General features: G+C 47.6%; 14 protein-coding genes and 1 tRNA gene. 8 read left to right on the top strand and 7 right to left on the bottom strand.

Going from position 1 to position 19,029, the window contains the following annotated elements; translation table 11 throughout:
* The first annotated feature begins 30 nt into the window (after positions 1-30).
* Positions 31-1,347, top strand: a complete 1,317-nt coding sequence (basC, locus tag ABU615_RS05615) for a putative histamine N-monooxygenase (protein ID WP_370388677.1) — start codon at positions 31-33, stop codon at positions 1,345-1,347.
* Between the two features lie 55 nt (positions 1,348-1,402).
* Here basC and ABU615_RS05610 read toward each other — a convergent pair whose 3' ends face one another.
* The 5 genes from ABU615_RS05610 to ABU615_RS05590 all read right to left on the bottom strand — a co-directional run bounded on the left by ABU615_RS05610 (position 1,403) and on the right by ABU615_RS05590 (position 7,411).
* The gene (locus ABU615_RS05610) at positions 1,403-3,667 is read right to left on the bottom strand and encodes a TonB-dependent receptor (RefSeq protein ID WP_370388676.1); all 2,265 of its coding nucleotides are present in this window, start codon (positions 3,665-3,667) and stop codon (positions 1,403-1,405) included.
* 102 nt (positions 3,668-3,769) lie between these two features.
* On the bottom strand, positions 3,770-4,756 hold the full coding sequence (locus ABU615_RS05605; RefSeq protein ID WP_323811361.1) for a siderophore ABC transporter substrate-binding protein: 987 nt from the start codon (positions 4,754-4,756) through the stop codon (positions 3,770-3,772).
* 2 nt (positions 4,757-4,758) lie between these two features.
* Positions 4,759-5,529: an ATP-binding cassette domain-containing protein gene (locus ABU615_RS05600; RefSeq protein WP_367432166.1), complete on the bottom strand. Its 771-nt coding sequence runs from the start codon at positions 5,527-5,529 to the stop codon at positions 4,759-4,761.
* The gene (locus ABU615_RS05595) at positions 5,526-6,470 is read right to left on the bottom strand and encodes an iron chelate uptake ABC transporter family permease subunit (protein ID WP_367486727.1); all 945 of its coding nucleotides are present in this window, start codon (positions 6,468-6,470) and stop codon (positions 5,526-5,528) included. The genes ABU615_RS05600 and ABU615_RS05595 overlap by 4 nt, the downstream gene beginning before the upstream one ends.
* Positions 6,470-7,411, bottom strand: a complete 942-nt coding sequence (locus tag ABU615_RS05590) for an ABC transporter permease (protein WP_370388675.1) — start codon at positions 7,409-7,411, stop codon at positions 6,470-6,472. The genes ABU615_RS05595 and ABU615_RS05590 overlap by 1 nt, the downstream gene beginning before the upstream one ends.
* A 426-nt stretch (positions 7,412-7,837) precedes the next feature.
* Between ABU615_RS05590 and ABU615_RS05585 the strand changes: the two genes are divergently transcribed.
* The gene (locus ABU615_RS05585) at positions 7,838-9,931 is read left to right on the top strand and encodes a condensation domain-containing protein (protein WP_370388674.1); all 2,094 of its coding nucleotides are present in this window, start codon (positions 7,838-7,840) and stop codon (positions 9,929-9,931) included.
* Positions 9,932-10,000: 69 nt separating this feature from the next.
* Here the strand turns inward: ABU615_RS05585 and ABU615_RS05580 are convergent, their stop codons facing one another.
* Positions 10,001-11,872 carry a non-ribosomal peptide synthetase gene (locus tag ABU615_RS05580; protein ID WP_370388673.1) on the bottom strand — a complete coding sequence of 624 codons (1,872 nt, stop codon included), beginning with the start codon at positions 11,870-11,872 and terminating at the stop codon, positions 10,001-10,003.
* A 377-nt stretch (positions 11,873-12,249) separates the two neighbouring features.
* Between ABU615_RS05580 and ABU615_RS05575 the strand changes: the two genes are divergently transcribed.
* Both ABU615_RS05575 and ABU615_RS05570 read left to right on the top strand, forming a co-directional pair.
* Entirely contained in the window at positions 12,250-12,681 is a 432-nt protein-coding gene (locus ABU615_RS05575; protein WP_367412288.1) for a hypothetical protein, read from the top strand.
* Positions 12,682-12,750: 69 nt separating this feature from the next.
* Positions 12,751-13,140: a MarR family winged helix-turn-helix transcriptional regulator gene (locus ABU615_RS05570; RefSeq protein WP_267391565.1), complete on the top strand. Its 390-nt coding sequence runs from the start codon at positions 12,751-12,753 to the stop codon at positions 13,138-13,140.
* A gap of 211 nt (positions 13,141-13,351) precedes the next feature.
* Here the strand turns inward: ABU615_RS05570 and ABU615_RS05565 are convergent.
* Positions 13,352-13,427, bottom strand: a tRNA-Phe gene (locus tag ABU615_RS05565).
* A 235-nt stretch (positions 13,428-13,662) separates the two neighbouring features.
* Here ABU615_RS05565 and ampD point away from each other — a divergent pair.
* The 4 genes from ampD (at position 13,663) to galU (ending at position 19,004) form a co-directional block, all read left to right on the top strand.
* Entirely contained in the window at positions 13,663-14,247 is a 585-nt protein-coding gene (gene ampD / locus ABU615_RS05560; protein ID WP_370388672.1) for a 1,6-anhydro-N-acetylmuramyl-L-alanine amidase AmpD, read from the top strand.
* A 92-nt stretch (positions 14,248-14,339) separates the two neighbouring features.
* A complete protein-coding gene (locus ABU615_RS05555; RefSeq protein ID WP_367486740.1) occupies positions 14,340-15,617 on the top strand; it encodes a cell division protein ZipA C-terminal FtsZ-binding domain-containing protein in 1,278 nt (425 codons plus the stop codon).
* An 88-nt stretch (positions 15,618-15,705) separates the two neighbouring features.
* A complete protein-coding gene (gene ligA, locus ABU615_RS05550; protein ID WP_370388671.1) occupies positions 15,706-18,126 on the top strand; it encodes an NAD-dependent DNA ligase LigA in 2,421 nt (806 codons plus the stop codon).
* An 11-nt stretch (positions 18,127-18,137) separates the two neighbouring features.
* Positions 18,138-19,004 (top strand): UTP--glucose-1-phosphate uridylyltransferase GalU, encoded by an 867-nt coding sequence (galU, locus tag ABU615_RS05545; RefSeq protein ID WP_370389352.1) that lies wholly within the window; start codon positions 18,138-18,140, stop codon positions 19,002-19,004.
* Positions 19,005-19,029: the final 25 nt, after the last annotated feature.

The following is a 19,029-nucleotide window of genomic DNA, read 5'->3' as shown; positions in this document are numbered from 1 at the left end:
TTGTCTAGTTAACATAGGGATGAAATAAACATGGATATGAAACAAACCGATCTGGCTGGTATTGGCATCGGCCCTTTTAATCTGGGGTTGGCTGCTTTATTGTCACGTCATACTGAAGTCAACGCAGTGTTTTTGGATAAAACCCCCACCTTTCACTGGCATGCGGGACTATTAATACCCGGTACCACCTTGCAAGTGCCGTTTCTGGCCGATTTAGTGACCATGGCCGATCCGTGCCATCCCTTAAGCTATCTCAACTATCTGCATCAGCAGCAACGGCTGTATCTGTTTTGCTATTACGACCGCTTCCTGATTCCGCGACAGGAATATGATGATTACTGCCGCTGGGCGGTCAGCCAGCTACCGTCCTGCCATTTCGATGCTTGTGTTACCGCGGTTAATTACGACCGTCAACAGCAAAAATTTATTATTGAAAGTGAATCTGCCGCAGGCGAAAAACAAACGTATTGTAGTCAGGATATTGCTATCGGCGTGGGTACTCGGCCTTATGAACCAGACTGGTTGAAACAATCCAACCATCCTTTAATTCAACATTCCGCCCACTTTCTTAGCATGCAGGAGCAGTTGCAGCAATGTAAGCAAGTTACTGTGGTAGGAGCAGGGCAGAGTGCCGCAGAATGCGTGCTGGCACTGTATCGCGCCTTGCAGCCGGAGCAAATCAAAGCCGGTGCCTCTATCCGCTGGATTACCCGCTCTGCCGGCTTTCATCCGATGGAATTTTCTAAGCTAGGACAGGAATGCTTCACACCGGTGTATATGCAGTATTTCCAGACGCTGACCGCACAGAAACGGCGGGAAATCAGCGCCAATCAGGGACAACTATACAAGGGCATCAGCTTTACTACCATTGGCGACATTTATAATTTGCTGTATGAACGCACCATCGCTGGTGCGCCTGCTGGCCTAAGCCTATATTCCAATTGTGATGTGCAATCGGTGGAAGTACAGCCGTCCGGCGTGATAAACATGACTTGCCTGCACACCCAGCTGAATCAGCACAAAACCATCCAAACCGATGCTATCGTTGCCGCCACCGGCTACAGCCATCAATGGCCGCAATGGTTTGAAGATTTAAAAGGTACGGTGCTGCAAACAGATGACCAGAATGATTATTTAATCAACGAAGACTTTACCGCTGTTCGCTGCGATGGTGGCAAAGGCCGAATTTTTATTCAGAATGCTGAAATTGCCAAACAGGGTGTTGGGTCGCCTGATTTAGGTATGGGCGCTACCCGTAATGGCGTAATTGTCAATCAACTCCTGGGTAAAAACTACTATCAGGTACCTGAATATTCAGCTTTTCAGCGCTATGGTTTACCAGAATAAAATTCATAGCCAAAAAAATCGCCTGCGGGCGATTTTTTTGATGGCTGGTAGGAAATCAGAAATCGTAGGAACCAGATACATAGAATGTGCGTGGTGCCCCCAGCGACAGATTCGACAGGCGCGGCATGCCCCAATAAGCTTTATTGGTAAGATTCTTCACTTCTGCGCGTACCGTAAACGGATGGCCGGATACTTTAGCGTTATAGCGGGCGCCCACATCATAGACAGTATGCCCGCCCACAGATAAGGTATTTTCCTGATTTAGGTATTGCTTGGATACAGCAGTGGCGTTGGCAGATAGGGTCACGACACCAGCAGCGGCACGGATATCCCATTCTGCACCCAGCTTGCCCTGAACCTTGGCCACACCAGTGGCCATATTGCCTTCATTATCTCGTTTGGCTAGCCGAGTGAGCTCCGGTTTAATGTAGCTGGCACCCCCCATCAGCCGAACATTTTCAATCGGCGTGGCAATAAAGCTCCACTCAATACCACGGTTGCGCTGCTGGCCGCCAGAGGTAAACATATTGGTGACTACATCCGTATAGCTGCTGGGTTTTTTAATGGTGAACAGGCTGATTGTTTGTGACAGCTTGTCGTAATCAAATTTAATCCCCAGCTCAGCCTGCTTGGTTTTATACGGTGCAAATACTTTCGGGTAGTTGGCCGCCGTAATTGGCGCCGAATCACCCTTAGTCAGCCCTTGTATATAATTACCATACAGCGATATATGGTCAGTGGCTTTAAAGAGCAGCGCCGTACCGGGCGTTAAAGCATGTTTTTTGTAATGAGTCATCAGCGTTTTATAGCCGGGAGAGAACATATCGCTTTTTACCTCCTGATAGCGCAGCCCCAGTGTTAGTTGCAGTCTTTCATCCAGAAAAGACATGATATCGGCCGCTCCATAGCTGGTGAGCTCAAGCGTACTGACTGAAATTGGTGGTTTATTGAACGGTACCGTTTTGCCCCATTTTGGGTGATACATATTGGTAATCCAGTCAGCACCGGCTACTCTTCTCACCCCATAATCATGCTCATCATGTTTGTAATAAGTGGTATTCATTACCCACTGATGCGACACTGGGCCGGTATTGAATTGACCTTTCAAACCCACGTCTGCGGATTTTTTATCCACATCGAATGCTAGCTGGCCAATCATCGTATTGATGGTGCCTTTATTGTCCAGCAGCTCAGAAGAAGTGGCACCGTTGTATTCATATTTGGTTTTACTGCGCCCAAACGCTGCATAAGCCGTGATGTTATCGTTAAAATCATATTCAGCCCGCATCATTGCACCGCGGTCTTTATTGCTGACATAAGACCAGTCGGGATTGACCAGCGTTTTCGGGTTTGGCGGTGCAGGAACATCCTTTATCTTGCCCAGATTGATCCCCCTTACTACGCCATCCACACGGTCATTCGCCATATACACATCGGCTGAAACTCTGGCTCGGTGGCCACGCCAGTCCATTCCAATCGAACCAAGCTGCGTTTTCAGATCCTGCTGTCTCACCGGTCCGGAACCATCCTGATACACACCGTTGACACGGATACCAAACTGTTTGTCCTGACCAAACCGACGGCTGGCATCAATCGTGCCGCCCCATTGCGAATCAGACATATAGGTAGGTGATATTCGCAGCAGCGGCTCATCTCCGGCGCGTTTAGATACCAGATTAACCGTACCCGCCACCGAACCGGACGGCGGCATACCATTCAGCAGCGCAGAAGGTCCTTTCAGCACCTCAATCCGTGAAAACATGGCCGGTGGTGTACGGTAATATGGCGCAATACCGAATAACCCGTTCATCGACATATCATTGGTATCAGACTGAAAACCACGAATATAGTAATTTTCACTCCAGCCGCCAATTGCCCCATTGGTAAAAACAGATGGGTCGGTAGCTGCAATCACATCTGTAATATTGCGTGCCTGACTGTCTTCAACAAATTTATCCGTATAGCTCACCGTATTAAACGGCGTTTCCATTGCTGTTTTATTGCCAAGAAAACCAATACGACTGTTTTTAGACACATGGCCGCCGGGGTAAGTGCTACTTTGTCCTGCCTCAACCACCACTTCGGCCAGGTTGGCTTCACCGGAAGGCTGTGCCTTAGTAGTAGAAGCTTTCCTCACCGCTGCTTTAGCCTCATCATCAGCCGGTTGAGCATACAGCACCGGCGCATACATCAGCATGGCACTGGCCATACTCAGTAGCAGTGCTTTGGGTGCAAAAGCAGCAGCTTGTAAGCCACGGCTATCGCGTTTCTGGGGCGCAGACAGGCCATCCTGCCTGCGGTGATGCGTGTGTTTACCCATCAATTTCTCCTGAAAATTCAGTCTACAAAAATGTTTAAATTTATTGGCAGTAGTTGATTCCTGTAGGCTGATAAGGGTTTGGTTGTGAAATCGTTATCAGTATTATTGATAACCTTTCATCACATCCTGCATCAGCAAACGCATCGAAGTAGGGCTGGCACCAGTGGTATACCAGGCATCGGCATCCACAAAAACCACGCGCTTATTCTTCCATGCTTTGGTGGCGCGCAATAACGGATTGGTTACCTGAGCCTCCGTAATCACTGGCTGATGTTCCATTACCGAAGTGCGGTCGATAATATATAGAATGTCTGGGTCAGCCCGTTTGATAAACTCACTGGAAATTGGCTGCCCATGCAGCGTGGTGCTGGTGTCATTGCTGGCCGGCTTTACCCCCAGATCGCTGAAAATAAAGCCGTAACGGGAATCCACCCCGTAATTGCTAAAAGAGCCATTGTTGTACAGCACCACCAGCGCCTTTTCCGGCCGTCCTTTTGTTACCGCGCGTACTTTATTCACCTCTGCATCCAACTGCGCCACCTTAGTGCTTGCCAGCTCTTCACGGTTGAAAATCTTACCCAGCGTCAGCAAATGGTTTTTAATTGTGTCTAGATGTCCGTGTTCACTGTTATTGAAATTAATTTCATAATACAGCGTGGGCGCAATCTCACTCAGCTCCTGATAATGGTCTTTCTGAATCGGGGTCATCAAAATCAGGTCTGGTTTCAATGTATGGATGCGCTCCATATTTGGCTGCACAATACCGCCCAGATCCGCAATATCGTCATGATTGTTTTGGTATTTTTTCAGAAAATGCGGAATAAAATCCTTAGGCATGCCGGCAATCGGCACATTGAGCTGATCCAGAAAGTCTGCTTCATTCATATCCAGCGCCGCCACCCGCTGTGGCACATCATTAATTGTGGTGGTACCCAGCTGGTGTTTGATAACCAGTGGTTGGGCACGCATTTGTACCGGTGTGGCGGTTGTCGGTGCCGCCTGCTTATCACATCCACTCACCGCCAGCAGAGACATCACCGCCGTCAGTCCCAGCACACCGAGTGCACTTTTTCTGAGTTTCCCGTTCATATTTATCCTTTCAACGTATGAAAATACTGACACACATAACCATGCTTACCCTGACTGATTTCAAATTCCAGTTCATATAGCCCGCTCAAACGCTCTTCTGTTATGACTTCATGAGTAGCCCCGCTGAAATACACCTGTCCCTGTTTTAAGGCCACAATATAATCAGAATAATTGGCCGTAAAATTAATATCATGCACCACCATAATCACCGTTTTTTGTTGCTCCTCACACAGCCGCCGCACCGCTGACATAATCTGTACCGCATGATTCATATCCAGATTGTTTAGCGGCTCATCCAGCAGCAGAATCGGTGTTTCCTGTGCAATCGTCATTGCTAAAAAAGCCATTTGGCGCAGACCGCCACTTAATTCATCGATATACACATCGCGCAGCGCGCCCAGCCCCAAAAAATCAATGGCCTCATTTATCACCTGATGGTCGCGTGCAGACAGCACCCCGTGCCCATACGGAAAACGGCCGAAAGACACCAGCTCCTTTACCGTTAGGCGCAGGCCGAAATAGGTCGACTGGCGCAGCGTTGCCACCAGACGGGCATATTCAGCAGTCCGGATGGCAGCGATATCCTGCTTGTCCAGCAGAATCGTGCCCGAAGTAGGGGATAGTAAACGTGCCAGAATCATGAGCAGTGTGGATTTACCCGCCCCATTCGGCCCAATCAATGCCGTTACCTGATGCAGCGGCAGCTGCAGATTAATATCCTTCAGCACCGGCTTATGGCCATAACTTTTACAAATATTCCGAATATCAATCATGCCATTCCCCGATGACGCACAATCAGCAGCAGGAAATACACCCCGCAAATCAGGTTAATTAAAATACTGACCGTGGTCTTATAATTGAACACATGCTCCACCAGAATCTGCGCCACCAGAAACACCGCCACCGCCACCGCACTGGCAAACCATAGAATGCGTTTATGCTGAAAATGGCCGGCAAAGGCATAAGCCATATTGGCAATAAATACACCCATAAATGCCGTCGGCCCTACCAGACTAGTCGATACCGCTACCAGCACCGCAATCAGACCAAATCCCCAGCGCACAAAACGTGCGTAATCTACTCCCAGCGCTACAGCCTGTTCTTCACCCAGTGCCATCACATCCAGCGTGGATAGATACGGGTAGCCCAAGCTGCCCACAACCAGCATCGCTACTGCTGCATAAATTAGAGTCTGAATTTCCGAATGATTAAACGAAGCATAATTAATACCCTGAAACACCGAAAATTCACCTGGGCTAATTTTCAGCTCAATAAACTGCGTCAGCGTCGTAATCACCATCGTCAGCACCAGTCCAAACAACAGCAATAACCACAGATTCTGCCGTGCGCGTGGCAGCAGAAAATGATGAATCAGCCATGAATACAACAGCATCAGACCCATTGAAGCAAAGAAATTGCCATTGAGTCCCAGCAGCCCCAAACCACTCTGTCCGAGAAAAAACAGCAGCAGCACCTGCCAAAACAGATACACCGATTCATAGCCCATCACTGCTGGCGTGAGAACACGGTTGGTCACCAATGTCTGAAATACCACCGATGACACCGCAATGCACATACCCGCCAGCAGAATCGTTCCCAGCCGCAACAGGCGTTTGGGCAGTACATAATCAACATCAAAGCCGGAGTCATACAGCATAAAAAAAACCGCTAGTCCGACAATGCAGGCACATAGTATCCAGAAGCGACGGTTCATCAGCGTAACCCCCGCAAAATCAGCAACAGAAACACAATGCCGCCCACCGCTCCAGCTGTTAGCCCAATCGGTACTTCGAACGGATAAATCAGCAGACGGCCGCAGATATCACACAACAGCAGCAAACAGGCACCACCAAGCGCCACCAGAGGCAGTGTTCTGGCCAAATGTTCACCATATTTCAGCGCTACCAAATTTGGAATCACCAGCCCAATAAACGGAATCGACCCCACCGTAATCACCGTGGCTGCCACCGTTATCGACACCAGCAGCAACCCCAGCGCCACCGTACGCCGGTAGCCCACACCCAGACTAGTGGCCATTTCCGGCCCCATGCCCACCACTGTAAACCGCTGAGCAAACACAAAGCTCAGCACAAGCACCGGAATCAGCACATACAGCAGCTCATAATGCCCCTGTACCACACGGGCAAAATCACCCAGTAGCCAACCTTGCACATTTTGGAGAAGATTATATTTATAAGCATAGAATTCAGCTGCGGCACTGAGCACACAGCCATACATCAGCCCGATAACCGGAATCAGCACAACTTGTTGAAAACGGATTCTGGCAACAATCAAAATATAAATCACACCGGCTACAAAGCAGAACAGCAGTGCTGTCAGCATTTTGCTGAACACACCGGCTGAAGGCAGCAGCACCAGCGATACCAGAATGCCCAGCTTAGCCGCATCCAGCCCGCCAGCTGTTTCCGGCTCCACAAATTTATTGCGGACAATCTGTTGCAAAATCACCCCGCTAACAGACAGCCCCATACCCGTCAGAATAATGGCTATCAGGCGCGGCAGACGGCTGGCGCGTAGCGTCAGCCAGTCACCCTCGGTACCGGCCAGTAAACCCGACCATGACACCGGATCTGAGCCTACCAGCAAAGACACAATGCACAAACTGATAAACACAGCTGTCAGCGCGCGATACATCAGCCTAAAGCCTTATCAGCGTGACAACAGCACCTTGCTATCGACATTGAATTGAAAATAAGAAAAACCGCAAGCCCGCAGGATAAATTCTGCGCCTGCTCTGGCTGAAACTGCCCGCGCATTGATTCTCCTCAAGAAGGTGTATTGAATTCTTATCTCATGAGCACATGATTCAAAACATATGCCAAAAATAGATAACACCGATTATTATTGATGGAAATGAGAATCAATTGTATTATATTGCTAAATTATATGTAAAGTCTTATTAATACAATAAAAACAATCTAGCTTCAAAAGCAGAATAACACCGACACAAGCCCATCAAATAGTTAATAAAAGTTAATTTATTGGCTTTTTATACCAATAAACGGCCATCAATTAACATTTACTCACTTAGCATAGTCAGGACAAGAGAGGTTAAACAGCATGCTCAACACCCAAACAGCACCATCACCCGCTACCGAACATGAAGAATATATCTGGATGCAGCAATTGCAGGAACCGGAGCAGATAAAATATCAGCTCACAGCATGGCAGATGCATCCTGCTCCGGATACTGCCATCCTGCAACAAAGCATTCAAAATCTGCTCAGCAACCATCCCGATTTAAATACCCGTTACGAATTCACCGATGATGGCGATTTATACAAATATCCAGACACAGACTGGACAGCCTGCATACATCATGAGCAGACAGACTCAGACAGCGTTGCCGGCTTATTAACCACTCTGGCGCAGCTTCAATGGCAACCAGAAAGCATGCCCCCGTTTTTGGCCGATATCATCAGCACCAGCACTGGCGGTACACTAGTTTTTCGCCTTCATCCAGTACTCTCACAATTATTCACAACCGAAGAACTATGTGAAGAAATAATGGCTGACTACACCAGGCTGAGTCATTCTACCCGCCCGCCCGAGCTGATTCCCATTAATCTAGACGGCCTCAACACCATGGCTCAGGCACACGCTGACAGTGCCATTTCTGACCTTATTCTGACCGAGTTCAGAAACACACTGGCCGAGCCTGATATGTCAGCGGACGATGACTTCTTCGACTTAGGTGGCCATTCACTGCTGGCTACCCGCGTCATTGGCAACCTACAAAACAATCACGGCATCAAACTCACCTTCAACGACTTCTTCAAATCACCCACCGCCCGTGCACTGGCTACCGTCGCACGGCAAGAGCAGGCACCAGCCAACACCACTGAAGCACAACCAGATGAGCAGGCACCCCTAACACTGGCACAGGATTTTCTATGGCAGGCCTATCGCGCTTTCAACTTTAGTCCCATATATAACTTACCCTTTGCTGTAGAATTTCAGCAGCCAATCAATGAAGAAGCTTTACATCAGGCTTTTCAGGATTTAATCATCCGCCACGTTGGTTTGCGTACACTATTTCGCAGTGATGGAAAGCAAACCATACAATACACCGTGCCTGTAGCCGAACTAAAGCAATACCACTGGTTCTGGCCAAGCAGCGACAGCACCGGTTCCACATTAGCCAGCGAAGCAGCCTACCAGTTTGATCTGACCCGCGAACTGCCACTCAGAATTCGGTTATTAAAAGCCAAAAACGGCCACACCATTCTTTCCTTTCTCGTGCATCACATGGTCATCGACGAATGGTCTCTAAATACCATCATGGCCGATTTAAACACTGCCTACGCCGCGCGCCTGCAAGGTAAAGCGCCTGAATGGCCAAATAGCGTACCGAGTATTCATGAATTTGCACGCCAGCAGCGTTTGCACGGCATCGACCCGCAACACCTCGAATACTGGCGCAGCCGTCTGCAAGGAGCCGTGACCGGCCTGAACCTAAAAACAGCCGTACCCGCAACCAGCAACAGCGTCCCACAGGTAGAATGGCTGCAACTCAGTTTCGACCACACCTTCCATCAACAAATTTCTGCCTTTGCCAGAACCCACCACGCCTCAATTTTCAGCGTGTTTTACACCGCCATCGCCAGCGTGCTGCAAAAAGAGGGCAATTTACAGGAAATCGTTATCGGCACCTCCGCTTCCGGCCGTACCGACCCAAATTACTTTGACACCGTCGGCTACTTCACCACCATGGTGGCTCACCGTATTCATTTTAGTCCGCAGCAGACATTCGATTCCCTGCTGGCTGCCACCAGCCAGCAAATCAACGAATCCATGGAATATGCCGATATCCCGATAAACTACATCCAGCAGGCCATCGGCATCCCCGATAATCAGGGCTTAATGTTTGACGTATACATCCACATCCACTCCGGCAACGCCCTCAACGGCCAGCTCAACACTCCACAGGGTACGATTTCCTACCGGCAAATACTGCCCGAACGCAACGAATCCATGTTTGGCCTGCATTTCGAAATCATGGAAAACCTCATCAACAACCAGCCCAGCCTGAACATGATCATCACCTATCAGGCACACCGCTTCCCGAGTGCATTAGTCCAACGCATTGCCGCTGAAATACAACAGCTATTGCTGCAATTGGCCGCTCAGGCTGTCATCAAAGCTGGTCGCTAAACCAAAGTCCCAAAAACAATAAAGTGCTTAAATCTACTTTAAGCACTTTATTGATATTATTTTCTAACACTAATGCCGCATCTTCTGCTGCACCTGTCGCACCACATCCTGTATCGTCTTACAACGCAGCAGCAACGGCGCCTCAAGCTTAATATTAAACCGCTCTTTAATTCGGCCAGCCACCTGCATCAATTGTTTCAGTCGCATGCCCATTGCTAGAATCTCAGTGTGTCCAGTGATATTTTCGGTACTGGCAGCCGATTGCGAGTGGAAATTGCGGAAAATCGCCACAATATCCGCAGCCAGTGTCTGCTCCTGCACGGAAATGGTCTCAGCCTGCGGTGCAGAGGGATACAATTGTTCCTGTGCCATTTGCTGAACCAGCTTGCGGTCAATTTTCACATTGCGTGTTAGCGGAATTTCCGCAACCGCCAGCCAGCGTGTCGGAATATGTGATTTAGGCAGGCTCAACAATAAACGTTCTTTCAACGCCAAAATATCCACATCCTCCATCCCTGCCGGCAGCTTATACACGGCCACCAGTTCCTGCATCGCTGTTACCGGATGCGTACAGCCCACCACCACACTATCGGCTAGGCCGTCGGATTTAGCCAGCACCGCTTCCACCTCCGCCGCCGAAATCCGTACCCCCTTAATCTTCAAATAACCTTGCGTACGTCCCGCAAAGATAATATTGCCATCCTCACGGACATATCCCAGATCACTCATACGTAATGCAACTTTTCCGCCTGCGCAGTCCAGCGGCACAAAATCATTGGTCAGCATCTGCCCATTAAGCAGATAACCATTGGATAGATTCACACCTGACATATACATTTGCCCCACCTCACCAAGCGCACACGGCTGCAATGCTTCGTCCAGAATATAGTAGCGGTTGTGTGGCAAAGCCTGACCATAAGGAATCACATCCACATCTTGTGCTGTTATTTCATGCCAGATACTCCAGATAGTGGTTTCCGTCGGCCCCCCCAGCGAAAACAGACGAGCCTGTGGTACTTGCTGGCGTAAATACTCAATCAGAGCAGGCTTAATATAATCACCTCCCTGTGCCACCAGCCGCAACGATTGTAATTGCTCCGGCCGCGCCACACTGCACAGCATATCCACAATTGCCGGCACACTCACCCACACTGTAATCTTGTGTTCGGCCACCAGCTCAGCCCATGCACACGCATCCTTCACTTGCATTATTGTCGGTACTACCAGCGTTGCTCCCTGAGCCATCGCCGCAAACACATCGAATACCGACATATCATGATGAAATGGCGTTACCGCCATCAACACATCTTTCTGCCGCACTTGCCACCTGTCGATTGTGTGTTCGAGCACATTCGCGGTAGCCTGATTATTCAGAACCACACATTTCGGCACCCCCGTACTTCCGGAAGTATACAAATAATAAGCCGCACTTCTGTCCAGCCGGTAGCGGCATTCCGGCACCGGCATTAACGAAACTGCCGGTAGCTCATCCAGCACAATACATTGCCGGCCAGCAATATGCGCTTGTGCAATCACGACATCAACCTCACTATTGTCGAGCAAATACATACGCCGTGCCGGTGGTGCGTCCATATCCACCGGTAACCAAATAATGCCCAGCAGCGCGCATGCCACCACCGCATACACATGCTCCGCGCTTTTAGGCAGACACACTGCCACCACCGCGCCAGCTTGTAAATCTTTTTGTTGCAATGCCTGCATGAATCTGGCCACCTGTTCACCCATCTGTGGATAACTAATGGCCTGACCAGCATAAAAGAGTGCCGTTTTATCCACCGCACCTGCAAATAAATTACGCCGGATACGTTCCAAAAAATCAAATACCTGCTCCCCTGTGCCTTCTGTATGCAATCCGTCCGGTACATAGTCATCTGATGCAGAAGGGTAGGGTTGCTGTAGCGCGGCTTGGTCAGATTGCATATCAATTTCTCCCATTATCGTGATAACACAGCGGCAGCCATCAAGCATTGCCCGCACAGTTAACTGCCTGCTGACAAACACATTCTATACATGATTAACGCTTTTTAAAAGATAATAATAATTATTTTCATTTATAAATATAAATATGATTTATAGATATTTTTCTAATCGTATCTGATTGTCAGATATATTTTGTCAAACTCAGCAGGTAATAATTGCCAGCCGCAGAAAAGTAGGGACAAATTGGCTGAAAGAGCAGATTTGTATAAAACATAAACAGCCGCAAACATTTAGCAGGAATAAATCACAACAATATTTTTGTTGCTCCTTATTATAAGTACACATATAATAAGTTTACTTATCAAAAAGGGAAAACAATGGACAAAATAGCAATCACTTTCACTCTGCCAACCACAGCTACACCAGAAAAAATCTGGCCTTACTACACTGAAATCGCATTGAGACAGCAGTGGGAAACCGATCTAGAAGAATTTCACCTCACAGGCGAACTCAAAACCGGCGTACAGGGCATGTTTAAAATTCAGCATATGCCTGCAATGCCTGTAACACTTTCAAAAGTCATAACCAATCAGGAATTTACCGAAGAATTTAATATGCCCGATATCGGCTTATTATATTTTTCCCATCAGATCGTGCAGCTATCAAAAGACCAATATGCCCTAAAAGCTGAAATTGCGCTCATTCCTGATGAAAAACTTGATAATGCCGCAACGCGTGATTTTCTAAAACAAATCTCTGATGATATTATGGACAAAGCATACGCATTGAAACATCTCGTCGAGAACTAAAAAATGAGTCAGGACAATAAATTTCATACACAATTTACCAAAGATAGCGATTCAATTGGTTTTGTTTTCATGAAAACTTATTCGTCCTGGCACAACCAAATAAAAAATTGTCTCAAACAGCAGCACATCACCCATCCCCAGTTTATCGTACTAGCCACACTTGCCTATTTGTCACAATATGAGCAAGAAATCACACAAGTCTTACTCGCCGATAAAACCAATATCGACGTCATGACCATCTCACAGATACTGGAAAATTTAGAAAAAAAAGACTATATCATCCGCAGCGTTTCCAGCAGAGACAGTCGTGCCAAATCCATTACCCTCACACCAGCCGGCTTCGACAAGGCCAATCAAACCGTGCCTCTAGTCGAGCACATAGACCAGCAGTTTTTCGCGGCATTAGGGAAAAATAAAAACCGCTTCCATCAGATGCTTTTAGCCCTGTTGAAAGTTTAAAACTAAGTTTTCTTCGGTTTACTTTAACTATAGTAGACTTAAAATGTTAATTATACCAACATCATTTATATGGCAATTGGCTGATATTGCCAATCATTGTTTCCCCAAATTATAGAAAAATTTGCCACAATTATGATCAAAGATTGATTTATATTTGAATAAAAATTGTTTTATTGAATACAAAAAAATAACCGCTCTTGGCGGTTATTAATGGTGGCCAGAGGCAGGATCGAACTGCCGACACACGGATTTTCAGTCCGTTGCTCTACCGACTGAGCTATCTGGCCATCGGGGAAGAGTGCGCATTAAACCAGATATTAGCGTGCTTGGCAAGTATTTTATTGGTTTGGTTGTTTATATGATTGTTTCTGTAACAGAAAAATCTGATTCATGACATTTTGCCTGCTATATTGGCAGCCAAAGCTCCACTCTAAATGCTTTCTAGATCTGGTTTTTGGTTAATAGTGGACGGGTAAACGGAGCTGTATTAAGGTAAGCATTTTTATCACAAAGGCGAAACAGATGCAGGGCGAAGATAAGCCGCAATGGTTAAATGGCTGGTGGCAGCAATGTACGCATACACCGTCGCCGAATTTTAGTCCCCGCCCGCAGCCGGCCGATATATCGCTAATTGTGTTACATAATATTTCCCTGCCACCCTTTGAATACGGACAGGAAGCAGTACAGCGGCTGTTTACCAATCAGATTAAAGCGGATGAACCGGATGATTTTATGCGCTCGCTTACTGCTTTGCGCGTATCCAGTCATTTCTTGATTGAGCGCAGTGGTGCTTTAGTGCAGTTTGTATCCTGTGATGATGCAGCATATCAGGCGGGCGTATCGCGGTTTGAGGGGCGAGAAGGCTGTAATGCGTTTTCGATTGGTATTGAGCTTGAAGGCTGCGATTTTGAGCCGTTTACAGAGTTTCAATATGCACAGCTAATTGAGTTATTGCAAGCATTATGTGTCCGTTATCCGATACGCGCAATTACTGGTCATCAGCATGTGGCGCCGGGACGTAAGTCTGACCCAGGGCATTTTTTTCAGTGGCAGCGGCTCTGTAAGCATCATTTGCCAGTAATAACGGATTATCAATGGCCTTTGTAGCTTAAAGCTGCCTGTGGGTGGTATTTTTGGTTATAATTCCGGTTAACTGTTAATTAAATTGCGGCTTTCGCAAATTGTCTAGTAGGAATGTAATGAGTGATTCTGTATTGATTGTGCTGGTGGTGGGTGCAGCCATTATTCTGGCAGTACTGGCCTATAATATTTATCAGGAAAGCCAATACCGCAAGCAGTTGCGTGATCAGTTTGGTCATGCCAATAAAGATGCTTTACTGGACAGTCAGGTAAATTCAGTACGCGATGGTGCAGAAGCACAGTCGGTGCTGAATACCAAAGCCATGGTGCCAGAGCCTGAGGCGGATAAAGCTGCAGATGCTGTGGCGGCGCAGGCTGAAACCATATTTACCGGTGAAAACGTCGTGCCCGAAGCCTCTGAAGAGCTGGTAGCGGAAGAAGAAATCAGTGAGGCGGTAGAGCCTGTGCCGGCAGCGGATTCTGAAGAGATTGCAGCAGGGAATACATCTGAACGTGCCCCGATGGTGCCTTTATCACGTACTATTGCAGTAAAAGGACGTAAAACTTTGCTGGACGTACACGATATGTCCAAACAGCCACTGCCATGGTTTGATGTTCGTTTTGATTATCTGGCTTATATTGCTTTGTACGAACCGAAAGAATTGCATGCTATGCCGCGCTTGAGCAGCCGTTCCCGTTTTAGGCTGGTGGGCTGCACCATGGACGACCGGTATCAGATAGCTGAGCCGATTCCTAGTGTTTACTATCAGGGATTTGTGGTTGGTTTACAGGCAATCAGTCGTAGCGGTCTGCTGACCCATGAAGAGCTGGCGCATTTTGGTGAACAGGCAAATCGCTTCGCTGAGCAGATGGATGGTCAGTTATTGTTAACTGATATTAACACTTTCCTCGATGTAGCGCGGCCGCTCGATGAGCTGTGCGCCCGTGTTGATCAGACCATTGCCATTCATCTAGTATCGCGTAGCAATGTTAGTGGAATGGAATTGCGCACGGCGGTGGAAAAACAGGGATTTGAGCTTGGGCACGATGGGGCGTTCTTTTATGCCGGTAGTGATGGTGAACCTTTGTTTAATATTGTTACCTTGGATAACACGCCGTTTACATCCACTTTGTTAGCAAATCAAAATTATCGTGGATTCAGTATGTTATTTGATATAGTACATATACCGAACGGCGAAAAATGTTTTGATCAGTTTATGGATATGGCAGTTAAGCTTTCTAGTCAGCTGGGTCTGGATCTGGTTAATGATAAAGTGGAAGAATTATCCACTGAATGGCTGCGAGAAGTGCGCCGTTATGTGATTGACCGGCAGAAAGAAATGAAGCAAGTTGAGCTGGAACCCGGAAGTGAACTGGCAAAAAGACTGTTTTCCTGATATTGCCTGAGATTTTAATTAAAGAAGAGATGGCAAGCCGCAGAATGGGGTTTGCCATTTTTTTTAGCTGCTTTAAGGAAAGACTGCTATGGATTCAGTAAGCGAACAGCAAATAATTGATTTAACTGCACTGCTTAATCGCTATGCCCATGAGTACTATGATTTGGATGCGCCTACTGTCCCAGATGCTGAATATGACCGGCTGTTTCGACAGTTACAAGCATGGGAAGAACAGTATCCGCAATGGCGCCAACCAGACAGCCCAAGCAGACGTGTGGGTGGGCAGGCGCAGCAAAAATTTACTGCAGTGGTGCATCAGATTCCTATGTTGTCGCTGAATAATGCATTTTCACCGCTAGACGATAATAATAAGTTTGACCACAGCGAAATGTACGCTTTTGATAAACGTGTGCGTGATGGTCTGGGTGCTGAGCCTGATTATATTGTGGAACCGAAATTTGATGGTCTGGCCATCAGTCTGCTTTATCGGGATGGCTTACTGATACAGGCTTCAACCCGTGGCGATGGCTATACAGGCGAAGACGTAACCGAAAACGTACGCACCATAATCAATATTCCTTTACGCCTGCAAGGAGAGGATGTACCCAGTGTGCTCGAAGTGCGGGGTGAGGTACTGATGCTGAAAGCAGATTTTGAGCGGCTCAATGCGCACCAGCAGGCAGAAAATCTGAAAACTTTCGCCAATCCGCGTAATGCCGCCGCCGGAAGTTTGCGCCAGCTTGACCCAAAAATTACCGCGCAACGACGCCTGCATTTCTATGCTTATGGTGTGGCACAACTGGATGAACGCTTTGCCGTAGCAAGTCACAGTGAAGAATTAGCTTTAATGGCTCGGTTGGGCTTAACCATTCCGCCGCAAGATACTTTATGTTATCACGCCAATATCGAAAAAATACTTGCCTTTTATGAACATATTTATCAGGTGCGTGCTGATTTACCATTTGGTATCGATGGTGTGGTGATTAAGGTTGATAATCTGGCACAGCAGGACAAACTGGGCTATGTGGCACGCGCGCCGCGCTTTGCTATTGCGCAAAAATTTCCAGCTGAGGAAATGTTGACTACGGTAGAAGCTATCGATGTACAGGTGGGAAGAACCGGTGCGGTAACACCGGTGGCGCGATTAATGCCGGTATTTGTCGGCGGTGTGACCGTGACAAATGCTACATTACATAATGAAGGTGAGGCTCAGCGCAAAGATGTGCGCGAGGGGGATACCGTAATAGTGCGCCGTGCCGGTGATGTAATACCGGAAATTGTATCGGTGGTGCTGGCACAGCGGCCGATGGTGGAACAACAAACCGATTTAATCACACCTGCAGAAGCAGTACCAAAGTATCCGCCATTTCGTATGCCGGAGCATTGTCCAGTTTGTGGTCATGAAATTGTGCGCGAAGAGGGCGAAGCAGTAGCGCGCTGTAGTGGCGGCATGCTGTGTCAGGCACAGCGGGTACAGGCGCTGATTCACTTTGCATCACGCCGTGCCATGGATATCGAAAATCTGGGCGAGCGCCAAATTGAATTGCTGGTAGCTCAGAAACGCGTTCACCATTTTGCTGATGTCTATCATCTGCAACTAGATGATTTACTGGCGATGAAGCAGCAGGCTAAACAGGAAGCGGCCAATAGTGAAGAGTCTGCGGCAGATGAGCTTGCCTTATCTACAACCGGTAAAGCGGCCAAGCAGCAGCCTTCCAAATGGGCTGAAAATATTCTCGCAGGCATTCAGGCTAGCCGTCAGCGCCCGCTTGCTAATCTTATCTATGCTTTAGGTATTTTTCATGTGGGCGAACGTACAGCCAAACAATTGGCACAGGCTTTTGGTGATCTGACTACACTAACACAGGCTACCGAGCCTTTATTGGCCTGTTTGCCAGATATAGGCAGTGTAGTAGCACATTCTGTGGCTTATTTTTTCAGTCAGAAAGATCAAACCAGCCAGTTAAAGGAATTGCTTGCTGCTGGTGTGCAACCTCAGCCGGAAACCCGTCGTTTGCCACTGCAAGATTATTTTATTCCTGAGCGTATACTCGCGCGTTTACCAGGAGCAAATCTGACTGAGTCGAGAGCACAGAAATTATGGCAACTGGCCGGTATGGACTGGGCTAAGCTTTTTACCGATAAAGCTTTACCCGAAAGCTGGCAGCTGTGGTGTGCTGAACCACAAAATCATGAATTATTAAAACAAACCATAACCTTATGTGAGCAGTTGCTTGCCGTTCAGCCGGAACAAATTACATCAGCAGCCAATGAAGCCATAGCCGGTAAAACCTTTGTGCTTACTGGTACTTTACCTAGCTGGTCGCGCGATGTGGCACAGCAGCATATTGAAGAATGTGGCGGAAAAGTAAGTGGCAGTGTGTCAAAGAAAACCGATTTTGTAGTGGCTGGAGCAGATGCGGGCAGTAAGCTGGCCAAAGCGGAAGCACTTGGTGTTACCATATTAGATCAAAGCGCATTGATGACCATGTTGGGAATAAAAGAATAGAACTGATGAAAATACAACCAATTCGTAAATGTGTATTTCCGGTGGCGGGGATGGGTACCCGCTTTTTACCGGCTACTAAAGCCAGCCCTAAAGAAATGCTACCGATTGTAGATAAACCACTGATTCAGTATGCCGTTGAAGAAGCAGTGGCAGCCGGCTGTACCGAGCTGGTTTTTATTACCGGCCGTAATAAACGCTGTATTGAAGACCATTTCGACAAAGCGTATGAGTTAGAAACCGAGCTGGCATATCGTAACCAAAATAAACTACTAGATTTTGTGCAGGATATTTTGCCACCCAATGTTACCTGTCTGTATATCCGTCAGCCCTTAGCACTAGGGCTGGGACACGCTGTATTATGCAGCCGTGCGGCCATCGGTAAAGAGAATTTCGCCGTAGTTCTGGCTGATGACCTGATAGATGCCCAGCCGGGAGCATTAAGCCAGATGATGGAGGTTTATTATCGTACAGGCTGTAATGTACTGGGCGTGGAAAATATTGACCCACAGCAGACTGGTGCATATGGCATCGTGGAAATCGCCCGCGAAGATACGGATGATTATATCCAGAGCATAGTCGAAAAACCGCATCCTGATGATGCACCTTCACATCTAGGTGTAGTAGGGCGCTATATTTTGTCTGCACGGGTATTTGATTTTCTAACTAATTTACCGCGTGGTGCTGAAGGTGAAATTCAGCTTACGGACGCAATTGCCCGCCTGCTGACCGAACAGAAAATGATTGCCTATGCATTCTCAGGCACGCGCTATGACTGTGGTGATAAGCTTGGTTATCTTGAGGCTACCGTAGCTTATGGTTTGAAACATCCTTTAGTTGGAGAAGATTTCCGGAAGCTATTGCAACAAATGGTTTGTTAATTATTTCAAGAGCCGGCCTGTATCA

Origin of the sequence: Snodgrassella alvi, assembly GCF_040741455.2 — a bacterium.
In the GTDB taxonomy this organism is placed as follows: domain Bacteria; phylum Pseudomonadota; class Gammaproteobacteria; order Burkholderiales; family Neisseriaceae; genus Snodgrassella; species Snodgrassella alvi_E.
The sequence above is the reverse complement of the archived record's forward strand: the minus strand, read 5'-3'. Positions and strand labels throughout refer to the sequence as shown.

Bases quoted from the DNA above. Each gene is read 5' to 3' on its own strand.
- basC (WP_370388677.1), top strand. From the start codon at position 31: ATGGATATGAAACAAACCGATCTGGCTGGTATTGGCATCGGCCCTTTT.
- ABU615_RS05610 (WP_370388676.1), bottom strand. From the start codon at position 3,667: ATGGGTAAACACACGCATCACCGCAGGCAGGATGGCCTGTCTGCGCCC.
- ABU615_RS05605 (WP_323811361.1), bottom strand. From the start codon at position 4,756: ATGAACGGGAAACTCAGAAAAAGTGCACTCGGTGTGCTGGGACTGACG.
- ABU615_RS05600 (WP_367432166.1), bottom strand. From the start codon at position 5,529: ATGATTGATATTCGGAATATTTGTAAAAGTTATGGCCATAAGCCGGTG.
- ABU615_RS05595 (WP_367486727.1), bottom strand. From the start codon at position 6,470: ATGAACCGTCGCTTCTGGATACTATGTGCCTGCATTGTCGGACTAGCG.
- ABU615_RS05590 (WP_370388675.1), bottom strand. From the start codon at position 7,411: ATGTATCGCGCGCTGACAGCTGTGTTTATCAGTTTGTGCATTGTGTCT.
- ABU615_RS05585 (WP_370388674.1), top strand. From the start codon at position 7,838: ATGCTCAACACCCAAACAGCACCATCACCCGCTACCGAACATGAAGAA.
- ABU615_RS05580 (WP_370388673.1), bottom strand. From the start codon at position 11,872: ATGCAATCTGACCAAGCCGCGCTACAGCAACCCTACCCTTCTGCATCA.
- ABU615_RS05575 (WP_367412288.1), top strand. From the start codon at position 12,250: ATGGACAAAATAGCAATCACTTTCACTCTGCCAACCACAGCTACACCA.
- ABU615_RS05570 (WP_267391565.1), top strand. From the start codon at position 12,751: ATGAAAACTTATTCGTCCTGGCACAACCAAATAAAAAATTGTCTCAAA.
- ampD (WP_370388672.1), top strand. From the start codon at position 13,663: ATGCAGGGCGAAGATAAGCCGCAATGGTTAAATGGCTGGTGGCAGCAA.
- ABU615_RS05555 (WP_367486740.1), top strand. From the start codon at position 14,340: ATGAGTGATTCTGTATTGATTGTGCTGGTGGTGGGTGCAGCCATTATT.
- ligA (WP_370388671.1), top strand. From the start codon at position 15,706: ATGGATTCAGTAAGCGAACAGCAAATAATTGATTTAACTGCACTGCTT.